Genomic DNA, 19,131 nt, shown 5'->3' with positions numbered 1-19,131 from the left:
GCTGCCGAAGGCTGCGATCTTTTGATCTTTAACGCATGCAGCCTTCGGTAATGCCTTGCTGTCGACTTAGCTGAAATCCCGTCGAATCCGCACCACGCCCATCTTCAAGCCAAACGGTTTGAACACAGAATTAAGCGATTTCAACGTTTGATTCCCTTCCCCATGCTCGATATGCACGAGTGTGCGCACAGAGATTTTGCACATCTTCGCGAACTGGGTTTGGTGCAGGCCGGTGACCTCAACCCGTAATCGACGGACTGCTTCGCCTATTTCTAGAGTGCCTTGGGCAAGCCCCTCTTGAATGCCTTCGATCAACAGAGCGCGGGCATCAATGGTAATGGTCATCTCAGCCCCCATGTCTTCAAGCGTTGCTCAAGATTTCTCAACGCAACCCCAGGGTGATTCATAGTGGCCTCAGGAAGACCGCTGGCGGTGAGAATGTCCGGCAAAGCCAACAAGCGATCAGCATCCGCTCGCAGATTTTCAAAGAGCGATTCAGGATCTCCGATATCCGCCAATGCATTGCATACCTCGCGCCATTTCACCTCGCCAGCCACCTCTAGGTCTTTGGGCCATTTAGTGGTGCGCGTGACTCCCTCGTCGTCCATCACCATTGGAGCCAAATCGTAGATCGGAGCAAGGCGGAAGGATTCTGTGCCGCGAATAATCGAAGTATTGCGGCCATGGTTATCGGAGTTACCCAGAATTTTATTAAGCAAATCACGACGTAGATAATCGGACACCAGCGCAGGAACCTGATCGACCTGCCCGACTTGTTTCCACAGCCGAGCGAGGAGTTGGATCACCTCAAGGTGGTTCATGTAACTGCCGGGGACTGTCACACCTGCCAGCGAGTAGATCGATTCAACCGCTAATCGCTCAACACCTTGATCTGTTACCTCCCGATCAAAGCGCTTCATCCAAAGACTGGGTTTTGTTGCTTCCTCCAGCGCGAGCCCATCTGCCGCTATCGTCTCGATCCCCAGAACGTGCAATGCCTTGTAATAGTGAAATTCGCTTTTGAGAATTATCTGATCAGTCTGGGCAGCTCTGTTACGAGCAAATTTAACAAACCAATGCTGCGCCACTTGATCGTCGCTCAGTACAGCATCCGGATATAGCAGGCCGTCCCGCCCTTGAGACATCAAAAGCTTGGGGGCTTCACCACCCGCCCCCGTGGCACCGCCTATCGCTGCGCCCTGCTCATAGGCGTACTCCAAAAAAGTATTATCGCGAGCGACTACTTCTTCTCGACGAAAACCTATGGCGGGCCTGTCGTCTGCCTCTTCAGCCGACTCCTTGATACGCATGTGGCCGATAGGGGCGGGGGTGCTCCGTCCCAGCAAAAATAAATCAGCGCTGATGCCTTCAGGTTTGTCCTGGCCAACGCGCGCCATAAGAAAGCGTCTTGCAGCGCCGGCAGGAGCGATGTCGAGCAAAAAGGCCGGCGCCTTTTTCAGCGACGTGTTATCCCAATCCAATGGCAACCTGGCGCTGACCGCTTTGGAAAAAGGCGATTCGATGTACTCAAGGTTGTTAGCCACATAGTCTTTTTTGTAACCAAATCGACACGGCCCTTCGAAACCTTTTTCTGGCTCGGTAAAAACCAGAGTCATCGCATCAAGCCAATTACCAGATGTGTAGACCTGCAGCGTCAATGTGTACATAACTCACCTGCAATTTGATGCGTACCATCGTAAGAAAATGATCTGTTCATGCAATATAGTGCATGCCACGAGTAAACCATCGACCTAATTTACGCATTAAAATGCACTTATTAAACAAACAGGATGAAATTTACGCATTAAATTGCAGAAACCTGTTATCAATCAGACATCATTCTGTAAAAACCCTCCGCTATACAAGACAGCCCGCTTATAACAAAAAGGCTGCCTACCCCATGCCCTTCTCGCCCCAGCGTCTCGCCCTGACCATCGCCCTGCTGATCAGCGCCACCACCGCCCAAGCCAAAAACGTGCAGATCGACACCGCCACCACCGCCGCGCAAACCCTTGGCGGCAGTGACACGCTGACGATTTCCGCCCCCGGCAGCATCACCAACAGCGGCAAGGCCGTGACTCTGAAGGACAAGACCAGTGGCGTCGGCGTGGTGGTCGATAACGCGGGCAAGATCGTGTCTACCGGTGGACGGGCGATCGACAGCAGTGGCGACCTGACCCAGGCGCGCAACTACAGCATTTATAACCGCAGTAGCGGGCAGATTCTGGGGTTCAACGATGCGTTGCGCATCGACAGCAACTTCGCCAGCGGCAGTCTGTTGATCGATAACAGCGGGATCATTCGCTCCACCACCGGCCAGGGGCTGGACCTGGATGCGCTGCGCAGCGACGGCGTCAAAACCACGATCATCAACCGTGCGGGAGGGCTGATTCGGGGGGATGCCAGCGACGGGATGAAGACCGGGGCCAACGCGACGATCACCAACTATGGCGAGATCTCCACGGGCGACTCGCACAATGTCGACGAGAAGTTCGACGGCATTGATATCGACACCGCGACCGGCGTAACGGTGACCAACTACGGGACCATTTCCGGCGGCCGCCACGGCATCACCACTGACCTCGGCGCCACGCTGGTCAACTACGGGCAGGTCACCGGGCGCAACGGTTCGGGCTTCGGCTCCGATGGCGACGGCACGGTGATCAACCACGGCACGATTACCGGTGCTTACTCGGGGCTGCAACCCAACGGCGACGGCGATGGTGTGGACATCGACAACATCGCCCACATCGAAAACTACGGCACCATTCAAGGCGTCGGCGCGGGCGGCGTGGACAAGGGCGGTTTCGCCAATGGCAGCGAAGGTATCGCGTTGGGCGGCGGCTATGTGTTGAACGCCAAAGGTGCACTCATCAGCGGCGCCAACAGCGCGATCCTGGTGGACGATGGCAGCGGCGGTTCGGGGGTGGCAGCGACCACCCTGGAAAACTTCGGCACCATTCAGGGTCTCGACGGTTTCGGGGTGAAGTTCGTCGGCGAGTTTGCCGACAGCGTAACCAACGGCGGCACCATCAGTGGCAGCAACGGCTTGGCCCTGGACCTGGGCGGCGGCAATGACAGCCTGACGTTGCGCAACGGCAGCCGCTTCGTCGGTGTGGTCGATGGCGGCAGCGGTTACGACCGGGTGGTGATGGACGATGTGGCGGGCGGCAGTTTCGGTGCCAGTCGCAACTTCGAATGGCTGGAGGTCAAGCAAGGGGCCTGGACCCTGACCGGCAGCGGTGATTTCAGCGACGGCGGCGCGGTGCGCAATGGCGCGACGCTGCTCAACCAGGGCAGCATTGCCGGCACGCTGACGGTGGATCAGGGCGGCGTGTATGCAGGCGGCGGTTCGGTGGGCAATCTGCTGGTCAACGGCACGTTGCAGACCAACACCCGACTCGGCACCGCAACCATCGCTCACGACTTGACCTTCGGCAGCGGCGGCACCCTGGCCTATGGCGTGAATGCCGACGGCACCAGCGCCCCGGTAAAAATCGGCGGCACCGCGAATCTGAATGGCGCGACCCTGGCGGTGAACCCCGGCAGCGGCACCTACCCGTGGCAAAGCCATTACACCGTGTTGCAAGCCGCGAGCGTCAACGGCACGTTTGGCAAGGTCACCAGCGACTACGCGTTCCTCACGCCGACCCTCGCGTACACCCCGACTCAGGTCGATCTGACCTACACCCGAAACGACATCGCCTTCAACCAATTCGCGGCCACCGCCAACGGCAACAGCGCCGCTAACAGCCTGGCTTCGATAGGTAAAAACAACACGCTCTACAACGCGCTGCTCAACACCACCAACGCCACGGCTGGCGCAGCCATCGAGCAATTGGCCGGTGCGAGCAACGCCAACCTCACCAGCGCCACCCTCGGCGCCAGCAGCCAGATTGGCGGCAGCATGCTCTCGGCGATGCAGCAAATGGGCGGCGGTTCAGGCTTGCTGGTGGGCCTCGATTCCCGGGACACACCGGTGCTCGCCTCCACCGGCGTTCCATCCGAAGCCCGCAACCTCAACGACCCGAATGCCCAGGGCCGACTCTGGCTGCAAGCCATCGGTGGCTACGGCAAACTCGACGGCGAACACGGCAACAGCGGTCTGGAACAACGCACCAAGGGCAGCGTGCTCGGCGCCGATTGGGCACTCAATCCGCAATGGCGCCTGGGCGTGTTGGGCGGTTATTCGAAAACCGATCTGGATGCCACCGGGGTCGACGGCAATGTCGAGAGCTGGCACGCCGGGGTCTACGCCCTGCGCCAAAGCGGCCCGTTTGCGCTACGTCTCGGCGCGGCCTACAGCGGCCACCAAGGGGAAAGCAAACGCACCGTCGCGTTCAACGGTTTCAGCGATCGACCAAAAGGCGATTACGACGCCGACAGCCAACAAGCCTTCGCCGAATTGGGCTACGCCATGGGCAGCGGCCGCCTCAGCGCCGAACCCTTCGCCAACCTCGGCTACCAGCGTTATCACCGCGACAGCTACAAAGAGAAAGGTGGCGCCGCCGCGCTGCAGGTCGAAGAGCAAACCCAGGACAACTTCAGCAGCACCTTCGGCGTGCGCCTGGCACACCTGAGCACCCTGGACAACGGCATGAGCCTGACCCCGCGCATGACCGCTGGCTGGAAGCACACGTATGGCGATGTCAGCAGCTCGACGCGCCAAGCCTTCGTGGTCGGCGGCACGGCGTTCAGCGTCGATGGCAGTTCGCTGGATCGCGACAGCCTGGTACTGGAGGCGGGGCTGGATCTGGGAATCTCGGCGCGGCATACCCTCGGTGTGGGCTACAGCGGCGAGATTGGCAGCAACAGTCGCAATCACGGGTTGATCGGGCAGTGGCAGATGAGTTTCTGACAGTTCGCCAATCGAAGTTTCCGGGATTGTTGTAGGCAAAGACTCCAATCACAGAAGGTAAAACCGGCTGTTCTTCAACGGCCGGTTTTTTTCTACAGAACAATCTGACACAACCTGCAAATCTGCGGGAAGCGCCTGACATCGCTCCCCACAACCTCCCCCTTAGAGTTTGGCCTTCATTCAAACGAGGTCGAACTCAATGCCCGATCAACACCAATTCCGACCACAACACCTCGCGTTGGCCATTGCACTGACGCTGGGATGTGCTGAATTTTCCACGGCTCAAGAGCTGTCTATTCCTACCGAATCATCGGCCCCCGTCGATGCGAAGGTAGTACCGAGGGTCGAGTCAAAACGCGATCCGCTGGCTGTTCTTCAAGCCTTCACTGACGCTGCCAGCACTGTCAGCAAAGAGATCAACTCACCTGAGAGCGTTGTAAAAGGAACGGACGCCAACAACCTCTTCATCTTGAAGAACGGCGGCAGCTTTAAAGGTCGGGCTGATGGCGGCGGTGGCATGAATGTCCTGCAACTGGATGCCTCTGACGGCGGCGAGCTGGGCGATACAAAAAACTTCACGGGCCTGTTCAATACTCAGGGCTCTTGGACGTTAAACAGCAAGAGCGATTTCAAGGATGGAGTGGCAGTGCTCAATGACGGCGTCCTGACCAACAACGGAAAGATCCTGGGTCGCGCGATTGCAGTCGGACAGCTCTTCAACAAAGGCGACATCAAGGGGCAAGTGGACGTCGAAGAAAGCGGTACTTTCGCGGGTAATGGCACCGTCGGCGACCTGAGGGTACATGGTCTGGTCAACGTCAACAGAATGCACGGCGCCCCAAGGGTCAAAGGGGATTTGAGTCTTTCCAAGACCGGTGTATTGGCCTACGAGGTCAATCCCGATGGCGGTGGGGAAACGATCAAAGTCGACGGCACTGCCAGGCTGGGTGGCTCCACCCTGAAAATTGTCTCGATGCCGGGTGAATATCCGCTGAGCAGTCGCTACACCATCATCGAGGCGAAAGAAAAAGTCGAAGGCAAATTCGACAAAGTTCTCAATGACCTCGCGTTTATGGCACCGAGCCTTAGGTACAACACTAAAAGCGTCGGCATGACTTACGCTCGTAACGAAGTACCTATCGAGAGTCTCGCTACTTCCGACAACGGACGGGAGTTCGCCAAAAATATCAGCGAGCCAGAGCGTATTCCCGAAGCTCAGTTGTCCTCCGACATCTTAAATACCGTCGTCGCGCAAGTGAGGCCATCCATGACCACCGGCACTCCAGCGTCAGATCTGAAGCCACTTACCAACGTGGATACTTACGGCACTGCGCCACAATCAGTCATCGTCGCCGGCACTCCCGATGTAGCGCCACAACCAATCATCGGCACCGGCACTCCCGACGCAGCGCCACAACCAACCATCGTCACCGGCACTCCCGATGTAGCGCCACAACCAATCATCGTCGCCGGTACTCCAGATGCAGCGACACAACCAGCCGTCGCCGCCGTTAATCCCGACGCAGCGCCACAACCAGCCATCGTCGCCGGCACTCCAGACGCAACGCCACAACCAGCCATCGTCGTCGGCACTCCAGATGCAGCGCCACAACCAACCATCGTCGCCGGCACTCCCGACGCAGCGCCACAACCAACCATCGTCGCCGGCACTCCAGATGCAGCGACACAACCAGCCGTCGCCGCCGTTACTCCCGACGCAGCGACTCAACCGGCTGTCGCCGCCGATACTCCTGGCGCAGCGCCACAACCAGCTACCGTCGCCAGCACTTCCAGCACGGTGCCGCAATCATCCACTCCGACTAACGCCGCCATCACCGCCCTACTCGCCACCGACAAAGAAACAGCCGCCTACGCCCTCGAACAACTCGCCGGCTCCAGCAACGCCAACCTCGCCAAAGCGACCTTGAGCAGTGCCGATCCGGTCAGTGGCAGCATGCTGTCGGCCATGCGTCAGTTGGGCACCCACAACTTACGCGAGCGAAACAACGCACCACGCCTGGCGGCCGGCAACGAAGACAAGGGCAGGGTCTGGCTGCAAGCTCTTGGCCACGGGGGGACGTTGGATCGGGATATTGAGCCCATGCAACACTCGACCAAAGGTCTGCTGCTTGGCGCGGACTGGAGCATCGATGAGGAATGGCGCCTGGGGTTGATGGGCGGGACATCCCGGACTCGACTGGACAGCAAGGAGCTCGACGGCGACCTCGATAGCTGGCATCTGGGCGCTTATGCATTGCGTCAGAACGGCCCGATGTCACTTCGTCTTGGTGCTACTTACAGCAACCACGACGGCAGCACTGCACGCCGAATCGCCTTCACCGGTTTCAGTGATCGCCCTAAGGGCAGCTACGACGCCAGTACCCAGCAAGCCTTCGCCGAAGTGGGCTACAACCTGGGCCGCGCCAACGTCAGCATCGAACCGTTCGCCAGCCTCGGCTATCAACGCTATCAACGCGACGGCTACACCGAGAAAGGTGGGGCCGCATCGCTCAAGGTTCACCAGCAATCCCAAAGCAATGTGAACAGCACGGTTGGCCTGCGTGTGGCGAAGGTCGAGACCCTGGATAACGGTATGCGCCTGACGCCGCGATTCAGTGCTGGCTGGAAACACACTTACGGCGATACCTACACCTCAACGCGCCAGCGACTGGTCACTGGCGGCAACAACTACACCGTTTATGGTGCGGAACTGGATCGCAATAGCTTGCTGGTGGATGCGGGTCTGGATCTTGGGGTCTCGGCAAACCATAGCGTGGGCGTAGGCCTGACCGGTGAGGTCGGCAGCGACAGCCGCAATCACGGCGTAATGGGCCAGTGGCGCATGGCGTTCTAATCAACACCTGACACACCTCGGAACCTGTGGGAGCGGGCTTGCTCGCGAAAGCGGTTTGTCAGCCAACATGGATGTCGACTGACACGGCCCCTTCGCGAGCAAGCCCGCTCCCACACAAGGATTGTGGTGCACCCAAATATCGGGCAAAAAAAAGGGGAGCACATGCCCCCCCGAGGTTTAAAGCGGTGTGATCCTGGCTGTTAAATCAGCCTTCGATCTCGATCAGGATTTCGCCCGGGTTCACCCGGTCGCCCTTGGCCACGTGGATGGCGGTGACTTTGCCGGCGATGGCGGCCTGCACTTCGGTTTCCATCTTCATCGCTTCGGTGATCAGCACGGACTGGCCAGCCTTCACGGTGTCGCCTTCCTTGACCAGCACATCGACAATGTTGCCCGGCATGGTGGTGCTGACGTGGCCTGGCGCCGTGGCTTGCTTGCGCTTGCTGCTGCCGCCGCTGACGAATTCGTTGAGCGGTTCGAACACCACTTCTTCGGGCATACCGTCGATGGACAGATAGAAGTGACGCTTGCCTTCGGCCTTGACGCCCACACCGGTGATGTCGACGCGGTAGGTTTCGCCGTGGACGTCGATGACGAACTCGGTCGGCACACCTTCGCCACTGGCCGAGGTCACGCCGCCGGCTTCTGGAATCGGCAACAGCACTTCAGGGGACAAGGTGCCCGCGTTGCGTTCTTCGAGGAACTTGCGACCGATATCCGGGAACATGGCGTAGGTCAGCACGTCTTCTTCGGACTTGGCCACCGCACCGATTTCGCCGCGCAACTTGGTCATTTCCGGTTTGAGCAGGTCAGCCGGGCGAACGTCGATCACCTCTTCGCTGCCAATGGCCTGGCGACGCAGTTTCTCGTTCACGGTGCCCGGCGCCTTGCCGTAGCCGCCTTGCAGGTAAAGCTTCACTTCGTTGGTTATGGTCTTGTAGCGCTCGCCGGCCAGCACGTTGAAGAACGCCTGGGTGCCGACGATTTGCGAGGTCGGGGTCACCAGCGGTGGGAAGCCGAGGTCTTCGCGAACCCGCGGGATTTCGGCCAACACTTCGCCCATGCGATTGAGTGCGCCCTGCTCTTTCAACTGGTTGGCCAGGTTGGAAATCATCCCGCCCGGCACCTGGTTGACTTGAACCCGGGTGTCGACGGCGGTGAATTCGCTTTCGAACTGGTGGTACTTCTTGCGCACGGCGTAGAAGTACAGGCCGATCTCTTGCAGCAGTTCCAGATTCAGGCCGGTGTCGAATTCGCTGCCTTTAAGAGCGGCGACCATCGATTCGGTGCCTGGGTGGCTGGTGCCCGAGGCGAAACTGGAGATTGCGGTGTCGATGTGGTCGGCACCGTTTTCGATGGCCTTGAGTTGGCACATGGTGGCCATGCCCGAGGTGTCGTGCGAGTGAATGAACACGGGCAGCGACTGCTCGGATTTCAGCGCCTTGACCAGTTCGCCGGTAGCGTACGGGGTCAGCAGGCCGGCCATGTCCTTGATCGCCACCGAGTCGCAACCCATGGCTTCCATTTGCTTGGCTTGCGCCACGAACGCCTCGATGGTGTGCACCGGGCTGGTGGTGTAGGCGATGGTGCCCTGGGCGTGTTTGCCCGCCGCTTTCACGGCTTCGATGGCCACACGCAGGTTACGCACATCGTTCATGGCGTCGAAGATGCGGAACACGTCGATGCCGTTGACCGCAGCCTTGGCGACGAAGGCTTTGACCACATCGTCGCTGTAATGGCGGTAGCCCAGCAGGTTCTGGCCACGCAGGAGCATTTGCAGACGCGTGTTAGGCAACGCCGCACGCAGTTGGCGCAGACGCTCCCACGGGTCTTCTTTCAGAAAGCGTACGCAGGCGTCGAACGTCGCGCCGCCCCAGACTTCCAGCGACCAGTAGCCGACTTTGTCGAGCTTGTCGCAGATCGGCAGCATGTCTTCGGTGCGCATGCGGGTGGCGAGCAGCGATTGGTGGGCGTCGCGCAGGATGGTGTCGGTTACGTGAATCTTCTTGGACATTTTGTTATTCCTCACAGGCCTGCGTGGGCGGCGATGGCGGCAGCGATGGCCAGGGCCAGCTCTTCGGGTTTGCGCTTGATCGAGTAGTTGGTCAGTTCCGGGTGGGCTTCAACGAAGCTGGTGTTGAACTGGCCGCTACGGAATTCCGGGTTGCGCAGGATTTCCTGGTAGTACGCGGCGGTGGTCTTGACCCCTTGCAGACGCATGTCGTCGAGGGCGCGCAAGCCACGGTCCATCGCCTCTTCCCAGGTCAGCGCCCACACCACCAGTTTCAGGCACATGGAGTCGTAGAACGGCGGAATGGTGTAGCCGGTGTAGATCGCCGTGTCGGTGCGCACACCCGGACCACCGGGGGCGTAGTAACGGGTGATCTTGCCGAAGCTCGGCAGGAAGTTGTTTTTCGGGTCTTCGGCGTTGATCCGGAATTGCAGCGCAAAGCCACGGTGCTGGATGTCTTCCTGTTTCACCGAAAGCGGCAGGCCGGACGCAATGCGAATCTGCTCACGCACGATGTCGATGCCGGTGATTTCTTCGGTGATGGTGTGTTCCACCTGCACCCGGGTGTTCATCTCCATGAAGTACACCTCGCCCTCGGCGAGCAGGAACTCCACGGTGCCGGCGTTCTCGTAACCTACGGCCTTGGCCGCGCGCACCGACAGGTCGCCGATGTAGGCGCGCTGTTCCGGGGTCAGTTGCGGGCTCGGGGCGATTTCGATGAGCTTCTGGTTGCGGCGCTGGATCGAGCAGTCGCGCTCGAACAGGTGCACCACGTTGCCAAAGCTGTCGCCAAGAATCTGCGCTTCGATGTGTTTCGGGTTGACGATGCATTTTTCCAGGAACACTTCCGCCGAACCAAAAGCCTTGGTCGCTTCGGAAATCACCCGTGGGAAGGCTTGTTCGAGTTCGTCGCGGCTGTTGCAGCGACGAATACCGCGGCCGCCACCACCGGAAGTGGCCTTGAGCATCACCGGGTAACCGATGCGGTCGCCCTCGACCAGCGCCTCGGCGATGTCCGCGACGTTGCCTTCGGTGCCGGGAGTGACCGGGACGCCAGCCTTGATCATGCTGCGGCGGGCTTCGGTCTTGTCGCCCATGCGGCGAATCACTTCAGCCGATGGACCAATGAATTTGATGCCGCGTTCGGCGCAGATGTCCGCCAGTTCGGCGTTTTCCGAAAGGAAACCATAACCGGGGTGCAACGCATCGCATCCGGTCTCTACCGCCAGGTTCACCAACTTGCGCGGGTTCAGGTAACCGGCCAGCGGGTCGGCACCGATGCTATGGGCTTCGTCCGCACGTTTGACGTGCAAGGCATGCCGGTCGGCGTCGGAATAGACCGCGACCGAGCGAATGCCCATCTCGGCGCAGGCACGCACGATTCGTACGGCAATCTCACCACGGTTGGCGATCAGGATCTTTGTTATCACTTGGAGGTTCCCTTGAGCCGGTGATACCCACGACCTGCTAGACCAGGTCGACGCGTGACTAAATGTTTCAATTTAGTCGCAGCCCCACACTAGTCCCCATAAGGGATTAACAAAAATGATTAATAATTGGGTTAGCCATAAGTAAAGACTTATAGTTGGCGCATCAGCCAGTGGCCGGAGCCCTTTAATAATGCGTAAGTCATTGATGCGTATGACATTGCGTCAATTGCAGATTTTCAATGAAGTCTGTGATTTGAGGTCCTACAGCCGTGCGGCTGACGAAATGTCCCTCACACAACCTGCCGTGAGCCTACAGATTCGTCAACTTGAGGAGCTGATCGGTCAGCCGTTGTTCGATTACGTCGGCAAAAAACTCTACATGACCGAAGCGGCGGAAGCGCTTCAGCGCGCTAGCCGAGATATTTTCGGGCGCCTGGAAAACCTCGACATGCAGTTATCGGACATGCAGGGCTCGTTGCAGGGGCAATTGAAACTGGCGGTGGAATCCAGTGCCAAGTACTTCGTGCCGCACTTGTTTGCCGCGTTCAAGCGCCAGCACCCGGAAGTGAACCTGCACCTGACGGTGGTCAACCGGGGCCAGGTGATCCGGCGCCTGTCGGACAACCGCGATGATCTGGTGATTATGTCGATGGTGCCCCAGGACATGGGCCTGGAGTTCCTGCCGTTCCTGAACAACCCGATTGTGGCCGTGGCGCCGCCGGATCATCCGTTGTGCCATATGGGGCCGCTGCGCTTGCAGGATCTGGAGCCGTACACGCTGCTGATGCGCGAACCGGGGTCCGGGACGCGGATGGCGTGCGAAGAGTATTTCAAAGAGAAACGCGTGCACTTCACCCAGACCCAGGAGGTCGCATCGGCGGAAGCCCAGCGTGAGTGTGTGTTGGCGGGTCTGGGCCTGGCCTTGTTGACGCGCCACGCCCTGAACCTTGAATTGGCGACCGGCGCGCTCATTGAGTTGCCGGTCGAAGAGCTGCCGTTGTATCGCAGCTGGTGCCTGGTGCAGGCCAAGGCCAAGCGCCTGTCACCGGTAGCGCACGCGTTCCTTGCGTTTATCCGCAGCGAACGGGTGCAGATCAGCGCGCTGGTTGAGCGTTTCGACGGGAAGTTGCCGGTGCTGCCTGCCAGTAATTGAGTTCCAGGTCGTCCGGAAAATCGCCGATTTCGGCCAGAAGTTGACGGCGTTCACAACGGTCTTCGATAGCACGGCGGAATTCCATGCGGCGCTGGTCTTCTTGCTGGCGACGGGTTCTGAGGGCGCTGTTGCGTTCTTCGTAGGGCTGGGCCATTGCAGGTCTCCCAAGGCGAGTACGGGAGTTACACGATGAACGCGGGGGATGACGGTTTGGCGGCGGGTGGGTTACAGCCGTGTGAATATTGCGGATGGGCGTGGCGATTTCGAGGACGCCTTCGCGAGCAAGCCCGCTCCCACATTAGACCGATTTGTTCAGGCGAACTCGGTCTAATGTGGGAGCGGGCTTGCTGGCGAATGAAGGTCGGAACGACCTTCGGCGGTTTCAGATCGGATCAATCATCCAGCGCTTTCACCGATTTGGGCGACAACCGCAAACTGCGCAGGCTGCGCTTGACGCTCTTGAGGTGGTTGACCAGGCTCGGCCCGCGGGCCATCGCCACACCCATCGCCAACACGTCGATCACCACCAGATGGGCGATACGCGAGGTCAGCGGCGTATAGATTTCGGTGTCTTCGTGCACGTCGATCGCCAGGTTGACGGTCGACAACTCGGCCAACGGCGTCTGGCTCGGACATAAGGTGATCAGCGAAGCGCCGCTTTCGCGCACCAGGTTCGCGGTGATCAACAAATCCTTGGAACGCCCGGACTGGGAAATGCAGATCGCCACATCGGTCGGCTTCAGCGTTACCGCCGACATCGCCTGCATGTGCGGATCGGAATAAGCCGCTGCCGTCAGCAGCAAACGGAAGAACTTGTGCTGGGCATCCGCCGCTACCGCGCCCGACGCGCCAAAGCCATAGAACTCAACGCGCTGAGCCTGGGACATCAGCGACACCGCCCGCTGCAATTCCACCGGATCGAGCTTCTCGCGAACCTCCATCAACGTGTGCAGGGTGGTGTCGAAGATTTTCAGGCTGTAGTCAGCGACGGAATCGTCTTCATGAATCGCGAACTGCCCGAAGCTCGCACCGGCCGCCAGGCTCTGCGCCAGCTTCAACTTCAAATCCTGGAAACCCGAACAGCCGATGGCGCGGCAAAAACGCACGATGGTCGGCTCGCTGATACCCACGCTGTGGGCCAGGTCGGCCATGGAGCTGTGCATCACCGCCGCAGGGTCAAGCAGCACATGGTCGGCGACCTTGAGCTCCGACTTGCGTAACAGGTGACGGGACTGGGCGATGTGTTGCAGCAGATTCAAGGGGTGGACTCTTTGTTATTGGCAGGTGCCGGGGATGTAGCACGCTTGTAGTTATACTACATGAATCGGCTTTTTGCCTGCTCAATGCGTAACTCGATGTCCCCATTCCACGCGTTGTACGCTCCATGTAGCACTTACCAAGGGTTGGCTTGCCTGTGCAGCAGCTCGGCCAAATCCGCAGCTTCCACGGGCCGACTGATCAAATAACCCTGCACTTCATCGCAACGCTCGACCCGCAGAAACTCTAGCTGTTCAGGCCGCTCCACGCCTTCGGCCACGACTTTCAACGACAAGCCATGGGCCATGGCGATAATCGCTCGGGTAATCGCCGCATCTTCACTGCCCTCCCCCAAGCCACGGATAAACGCCTGATCGATCTTCACGTAGTCCACCGGAATACGCTTTAGGTAGCTCAGGGATGAATAGCCAGTGCCAAAATCGTCAATCGCCAGCTTCACCCCCAGATCACGCAACTGCTGGAAGGTCGCGATGATGTGTTCGACGCTGTCCAGTAACTGGCTCTCGGTGAGTTCCAGCTCCAGGTAATGCGGCGCCAGACCGGTTTCTTCCAGCACCTGACGCACCAGGCTAACCAGTTTGCCCTGGCGCAATTGATGCACCGACAGATTGACAGAGACCCGGATCGGCGCCAGCCCCTGGCGCTGCCACTCACAGGCTTGCCAGCAAGCCTGGCGCAATACGAACTCGCCGATCGGACCGATGAGCCCGGTTTCCTCGGCCAGGCCAATGAAATCGTTGGGTGGCACCCGGCCCATGGTCGGATGATCCCAGCGCACCAAGGCTTCGGCGGCGTTCAAACGGCCAGTGGCGAGGCACAGTTTCGGTTGGTAAAACACCTTCAACTGCTTTTCTTCGATGGCTTTGCGCAGTTGATTCTCGAGCTGCAAACGCTCAAGGGTGCTGGCTTGCAGGCTGTCGGTGTAGAACTGGAAGTTGTTGCCGCCCAGATGTTTGGCGTGCTGCATGGCCATGTTCGACTGGCTCACCAACGCGGAAATCTCTCGGGCGTTGTCCGGCAACATGCTGATGCCCATGGAGGCGCTGACCACCAATTCATGCCCTTCGACTGTCACTGGCAAACGCAGCTTGCTCGACAAGCGAGTGGCCACCCGGGCCAGGCTCGACAGGTTGCCGTAGGCGTCGAACAACACAGCGAACTCGTCGCCGGAGAGTCGTGCGATGGTGTCTGCTTCGGGCAACGCGTTGACCAGACGCCGGGCCATTTTCTGCAATAGCTGGTCGGCGATTTCATGGCCCAGGCTGTCGTTGAGCAACTTGAAACGATCGAGATTGATGTGCAGCAACGCCAAACTGCGCCGCCCGCCCTGTCGCACCCGTTGATGGGCTTCACGCAGCCGTTCGCGGAACAGCGAACGGTTGGCCAGGCCGGTGAGTTCGTCGTAATGGGTCAGGTAGCGCATGCGCTCTTCGGATTCGCGCCGGGCCGAAAGATCGGCGAAGAAGCCGACAATATGGCTGACCTTTCCGCGACTATCGCGCACCGCGTTCAGTTGTAGCCATTGCGGGTAAAGTTCGCCGTTCTTGCGGGTCTCCACCAGTTCGCCCTGCCAACTGCCGTGCTGCTCAAGGGCCTGATGGATGCTGGTGTAGTGGCGGCGGGCATCGCGGCTGCACGGCAACTCGACGACGTTGCGCCCGAGCATGTCCTCGACGTCGTAACCGGTCACACGGCTGAAGGCCTGATTGACCGCGATCAGTGCGTAATTCGGGTCGAAGATCACAATGCCTTCGCTGGCCGCTTCAAACACCGTCGCCGCCAGTTGCCGCTGCTCTTCCTGGCCTTTGCTCGCGCTGATGTCGCGGCGGGTGCCGACCATGCGAATCACCCGGCCACTGTCACTGCGCTCCACGGCGCGGCCACGGTCCTCGATCCAGACCCAATGGCCGTCGCCATGGCGTACGCGGTATTCAATCTGGTAATCCTCGCTGCGGCCCTTCAAATGCTCGATCAGCGCGCGCTTGAGGGGCGGCACGTCGTCGGGATGCAGGCGCGGTCGCAGGTGACTGAGCATGGCGGTCACATATTCCGGCGCCAGACCGAACAGTTCCTGAATCTGCGTGTGATGGACTTCGTCGGTTTGCAGGTTCCAGTCCCACAGCCCCAATTCGCTGGCCTTCAACGCCAGGGCCAGGCGCGCTTCGCTCTTGCCCAAGGCTTGGGTCGCGGTGATCAGTTCCTGGCTACGCTCGGCCACGCGGTTTTCCAGTTCGACCTGGGCCTCGCGCAATTCCTCTTCGGCGCTGCGGCGCTGATCGATTTCCTTGGCCAGTTCGTGATTGAGCTGGTCGCCCTGGGTTTGCGCAAGCTGCAAATGCTCGATCAATGCCTGATTCTGGAAGCGCCGCAACAAGCCGCGATCAATCAGCCGATTGACCTGCCAGGCCACCACGCTCAACGCGCCGAGCAGAATCAGGCCAAACCAGCCCCAGCCCTGTTGCTGTTCATCGCCGCCCCAGAACATATAGCCGATGGCCGGCAGCAGACAGGGCAAGGTAAAGGAGAGAAACGCCGGAAGGCTGACCGCGTAGGCCACGCTGGCCGAGAGGGCCGCGGCGCCGATCAGGCCAAAGACCCAGGCTTGCTGAATAAAGGTGTCAGCGGGCACCAGGGCGATGCCGGCGCCGGCGAGGGTCAGGCCGGTCATGGCCGAGCCCAGCAAGAACATGCGGATCCAGATCGGATGGGCCTGGCGGTTGGGGATCGCCGAATCGAAGGCTGCGACCTGAATCACCCGCAGCGCCACCAGCGACAGCAACCACACCAGCCAGACGCTGACCAGGAAGTAGCGCTGCGGGCTCCAGAGCAACCCGGCGCAGACCAGACCGTTGATCAGCATGAACAGCGTCGGCAGCAGCGAGCCCTGATAGAGCAGGCGCGTGCGCTCAACCGCCATTTCCATGGCGTACTGTTTGCGGATAACCCGCGGCTCCACAGAGGGGCCCGACAGGTCGGAGCTGAGGGTCATAGGCAATTTTCTTGTTCTTATATGGAGCGTGGTGAGCCCGAATTCTGCACGGAGCATACACAAGCAATGGCGATGACCAAACTGCTCCAGGTCACAAAGTAGACCAAAGTATCGATCACGAGCGTCGCCGCAAAAGCACCCAAGCGAGTCCCGCCGCCGCCTGCAGCCAGTGACCGACCGGTCGTCCTCCATCGATCTTTCATCGGCTAAATCAAAGCGATGTTTGCCCGGTGTGGCGCCGCCCCCTAGAATGCCCCGATGCGCGATGATCTCTCCCTTCTGCTGAACTCCCTCAACGATGCCCAACGCCAGGCCGTAGCTGCCCGCGTGGGTCGTCAGTTGGTCCTGGCCGGTGCTGGTTCCGGTAAAACCCGAGTGCTGGTGCACCGTATCGCCTGGTTGATCCAGGTCGAGAACGCCTCGCCCCACTCCATCCTGTCGGTGACGTTCACCAACAAGGCTGCTGCGGAGATGCGTCATCGCATCGAGCAGTTGATGGGCCTGAACCCGGCCGGCATGTGGGTCGGCACCTTCCACGGCCTGGCGCACCGCTTGCTGCGGGCACACTGGCAGGAAGCCGGGCTGAGCCAGACCTTCCAGATTCTCGACAGCGACGACCAGCAACGGCTGGTCAAGCGGGTGATCCGCGAGCTGGGCCTGGACGAGCAGCGCTGGCCGGCCCGTCAGGCCCAGTGGTTCATCAACGGACAGAAAGACGAAGGTCTGCGCCCGCAACATATTCAAGCCAGCGGCGACCTGTTCCTGGCGACCATGCGCAGCATTTATGAAGCCTACGAGGCCGCGTGCCTGCGCGCCGGCGTCATCGACTTCTCCGAACTGCTGCTGCGCGCCCTCGATCTGTGGCGCGATCATCCGGGCCTGTTGGCGCATTATCAGAAGCGCTTCCGGCACATTCTGGTGGACGAGTTCCAGGACACCAACGCCGTGCAGTACGCCTGGTTGCGCCTATTGGCGAAGGGCGGCGACAGCCTGATGGTGGTCGGCGACGACGACCAGTCGATCTACGGCTGGCGCGGGGCGAAAATCGAGAACATCTATCAGTATTCCGACGACTTCCCGGATGCCGAGACCATTCGCCTCGAGCAGAACTACCGCTCCACCGCCGGCATCCTCAAGGCTGCCAACGCCCTGATCGCCAATAACACCGGGCGCATGGGCAAAGAGCTGTGGACCGATGGCGGCGAAGGCGAAGCGATCAATCTGTACGCCGCGTTCAACGAGCACGACGAAGCACGCTATGTGGTGGAAACCATTGAAAGCGCGCTGAAAACTGGCTTGGCCCGCAGCGATATTGCGATTTTGTACCGCTCCAACGCCCAATCCCGCGTTTTGGAAGAAGCCTTGCTGCGCGAGCGTATTCCGTATCGCATTTACGGCGGTCAGCGCTTCTTCGAGCGGGCGGAAATCAAGAACGCCATGGCTTACCTGCGGTTGCTGGAAGGTCGCGGCAACGATGCGGCACTGGAACGGGTGATCAACGTGCCGGCACGCGGAATCGGCGAAAAAACCGTCGAAGCGATTCGCGATCACGCGCGCCACAGCGATGTGTCGATGTGGGAAGCCATGCGCCTGCTGGTGGCCAATAAAGGCCTGACCGGCCGTGCTGCCGGCGCACTCGGGGCGTTTATCGAACTGATCGAGAACCTCGCCGCCAAGTGCATGGACATGCCGCTGCACCTGATGACCCAGACCGTCATCGAGCAGTCGGGGCTGATTGCCTACCACGAAGCGGAAAAAGGCGAGAAAGGCCAGGCCCGGGTAGAAAACCTTGAGGAACTGGTCAGCGCTGCGCGCAACTTCGAAAACGCAGAAGAAGACGAAGACCTGACGCCACTGTCAGCGTTCCTCGGCCATGCGTCGCTGGAAGCTGGCGACACTCAGGCTGACGAGCATGAAGACAGCATTCAGTTGATGACCCTGCACAGCGCCAAAGGCCTGGAATTCCCTTACGTGTTCCTGGTGGGCATGGAAGAAGGCTTGTTCCCGCACAAGATGAGCCTGGAAGAACCCGGTCGTCTTGAAGAAGAACGGCGCCTGGCCTACGTCGGCATCACACGGGCCATGCAGAACCTGGTGATGACCTATGCTGAAACCCGACGCCTGTACGGCAGCGAAACCTACAACAAGGTGTCGCGCTTCGTACGGGAAGTGCCGAAAGGCCTGATCCAGGAAGTGCGCTTGTCCAACAGCGTCAGCCGTCCTTTCGGTGGTGGTCAGCAGCAGAGTTCCAGCAGCCTGTTCGGTGGCAGCGAGATCCCGGACACCGGTTTCAGCCTGGGCCAGGCTGTACGGCATTCGGTGTTTGGTGACGGCGTGATCCTGAACTTCGAAGGCGCCGGGGCCCAGGCTCGGGTGCAGGTGAACTTCGGGGAAGGCAGCAAGTGGTTGATGCTCGGCTACGCCAAACTGGAAGCAATCTAAAAGCTACTTGGTAGCTTTTCTGTGGGAGCGGGCTTGCTCGCGAATGCGGTTTTCAATTCAACAGAGCTGTTGGCTGATCCACCGCTTTCGCGAGCAAGCCAGCTCCCACAGGGTTT

Annotated in this window: 11 protein-coding genes; 4 read left to right on the top strand and 7 right to left on the bottom strand. The window is 59.8% G+C overall.

Annotation, left to right across the window (positions count from 1 at the left end):
- Positions 1 to 66 precede the first annotated feature (66 nt).
- Both BK665_RS21380 and BK665_RS21375 read right to left on the bottom strand, forming a co-directional pair.
- Positions 67 to 345, bottom strand: coding sequence for a helix-turn-helix domain-containing protein (locus tag BK665_RS21380; protein ID WP_123408688.1), 279 nt, complete (start codon positions 343 to 345; stop codon positions 67 to 69).
- Positions 342 to 1,667 (bottom strand): HipA domain-containing protein, encoded by a 1,326-nt coding sequence (locus tag BK665_RS21375; RefSeq protein WP_123408617.1) that lies wholly within the window; start codon positions 1,665 to 1,667, stop codon positions 342 to 344. Before BK665_RS21375 ends, BK665_RS21380 begins: the two co-directional genes overlap by 4 nt.
- A gap of 233 nt (positions 1,668 to 1,900) precedes the next feature.
- Here BK665_RS21375 and BK665_RS21370 point away from each other — a divergent pair, with 233 nt between their 5' ends.
- Positions 1,901 to 4,858: an autotransporter outer membrane beta-barrel domain-containing protein gene (locus BK665_RS21370; protein WP_123408616.1), complete on the top strand. Its 2,958-nt coding sequence runs from the start codon at positions 1,901 to 1,903 to the stop codon at positions 4,856 to 4,858.
- A gap of 517 nt (positions 4,859 to 5,375) precedes the next feature.
- Positions 5,376 to 7,712 (top strand): autotransporter outer membrane beta-barrel domain-containing protein, encoded by a 2,337-nt coding sequence (locus BK665_RS21365; protein WP_259699645.1) that lies wholly within the window; start codon positions 5,376 to 5,378, stop codon positions 7,710 to 7,712.
- Positions 7,713 to 7,917: 205 nt separating this feature from the next.
- On the opposite strand, the gene oadA is transcribed toward BK665_RS21365, so the two are convergent.
- Complete coding sequence (gene oadA, locus BK665_RS21360) at positions 7,918 to 9,726, bottom strand: sodium-extruding oxaloacetate decarboxylase subunit alpha (RefSeq protein ID WP_123408614.1); 1,809 nt, start codon at positions 9,724 to 9,726, stop codon at positions 7,918 to 7,920.
- An 11-nt stretch (positions 9,727 to 9,737) separates the two neighbouring features.
- Positions 9,738 to 11,153, bottom strand: coding sequence for an acetyl-CoA carboxylase biotin carboxylase subunit (locus tag BK665_RS21355; protein WP_123408613.1), 1,416 nt, complete (start codon positions 11,151 to 11,153; stop codon positions 9,738 to 9,740).
- A gap of 190 nt (positions 11,154 to 11,343) precedes the next feature.
- On the opposite strand from BK665_RS21355, the gene BK665_RS21350 reads away from it, so the two are divergent.
- Positions 11,344 to 12,306: a LysR family transcriptional regulator gene (locus tag BK665_RS21350; RefSeq protein ID WP_123408612.1), complete on the top strand. Its 963-nt coding sequence runs from the start codon at positions 11,344 to 11,346 to the stop codon at positions 12,304 to 12,306.
- Here BK665_RS21350 and BK665_RS21345 read toward each other — a convergent pair.
- The 3 genes from BK665_RS21345 to BK665_RS21335 all read right to left on the bottom strand — a co-directional run bounded on the left by BK665_RS21345 (position 12,248) and on the right by BK665_RS21335 (position 16,573).
- Complete coding sequence (locus BK665_RS21345; RefSeq protein ID WP_123408611.1) at positions 12,248 to 12,460, bottom strand: PA3496 family putative envelope integrity protein; 213 nt, start codon at positions 12,458 to 12,460, stop codon at positions 12,248 to 12,250. The two genes, BK665_RS21350 and BK665_RS21345, sit on opposite strands and share 59 nt — an antisense overlap.
- A gap of 238 nt (positions 12,461 to 12,698) precedes the next feature.
- The gene (gene hexR / locus BK665_RS21340; protein WP_008027445.1) at positions 12,699 to 13,565 is read right to left on the bottom strand and encodes a transcriptional regulator HexR; all 867 of its coding nucleotides are present in this window, start codon (positions 13,563 to 13,565) and stop codon (positions 12,699 to 12,701) included.
- A gap of 134 nt (positions 13,566 to 13,699) precedes the next feature.
- Positions 13,700 to 16,573, bottom strand: a complete 2,874-nt coding sequence (locus BK665_RS21335) for an EAL domain-containing protein (protein ID WP_123408610.1) — start codon at positions 16,571 to 16,573, stop codon at positions 13,700 to 13,702.
- Positions 16,574 to 16,831: 258 nt separating this feature from the next.
- On the opposite strand from BK665_RS21335, the gene uvrD reads away from it, so the two are divergent.
- Entirely contained in the window at positions 16,832 to 19,015 is a 2,184-nt protein-coding gene (gene uvrD / locus BK665_RS21330) for a DNA helicase II (protein WP_123408609.1), read from the top strand.
- The last annotated feature ends 116 nt before the right edge of the window (positions 19,016 to 19,131 follow it).

The sequence above is a fragment of the Pseudomonas frederiksbergensis genome, assembly GCF_003732665.1.
In the GTDB taxonomy this organism is placed as follows: Bacteria; Pseudomonadota; Gammaproteobacteria; order Pseudomonadales; family Pseudomonadaceae; genus Aquipseudomonas; species Aquipseudomonas frederiksbergensis_G.
Note: the sequence above shows the minus strand (reverse complement) of the source record. Positions and strands in the feature narration are given on the sequence as shown.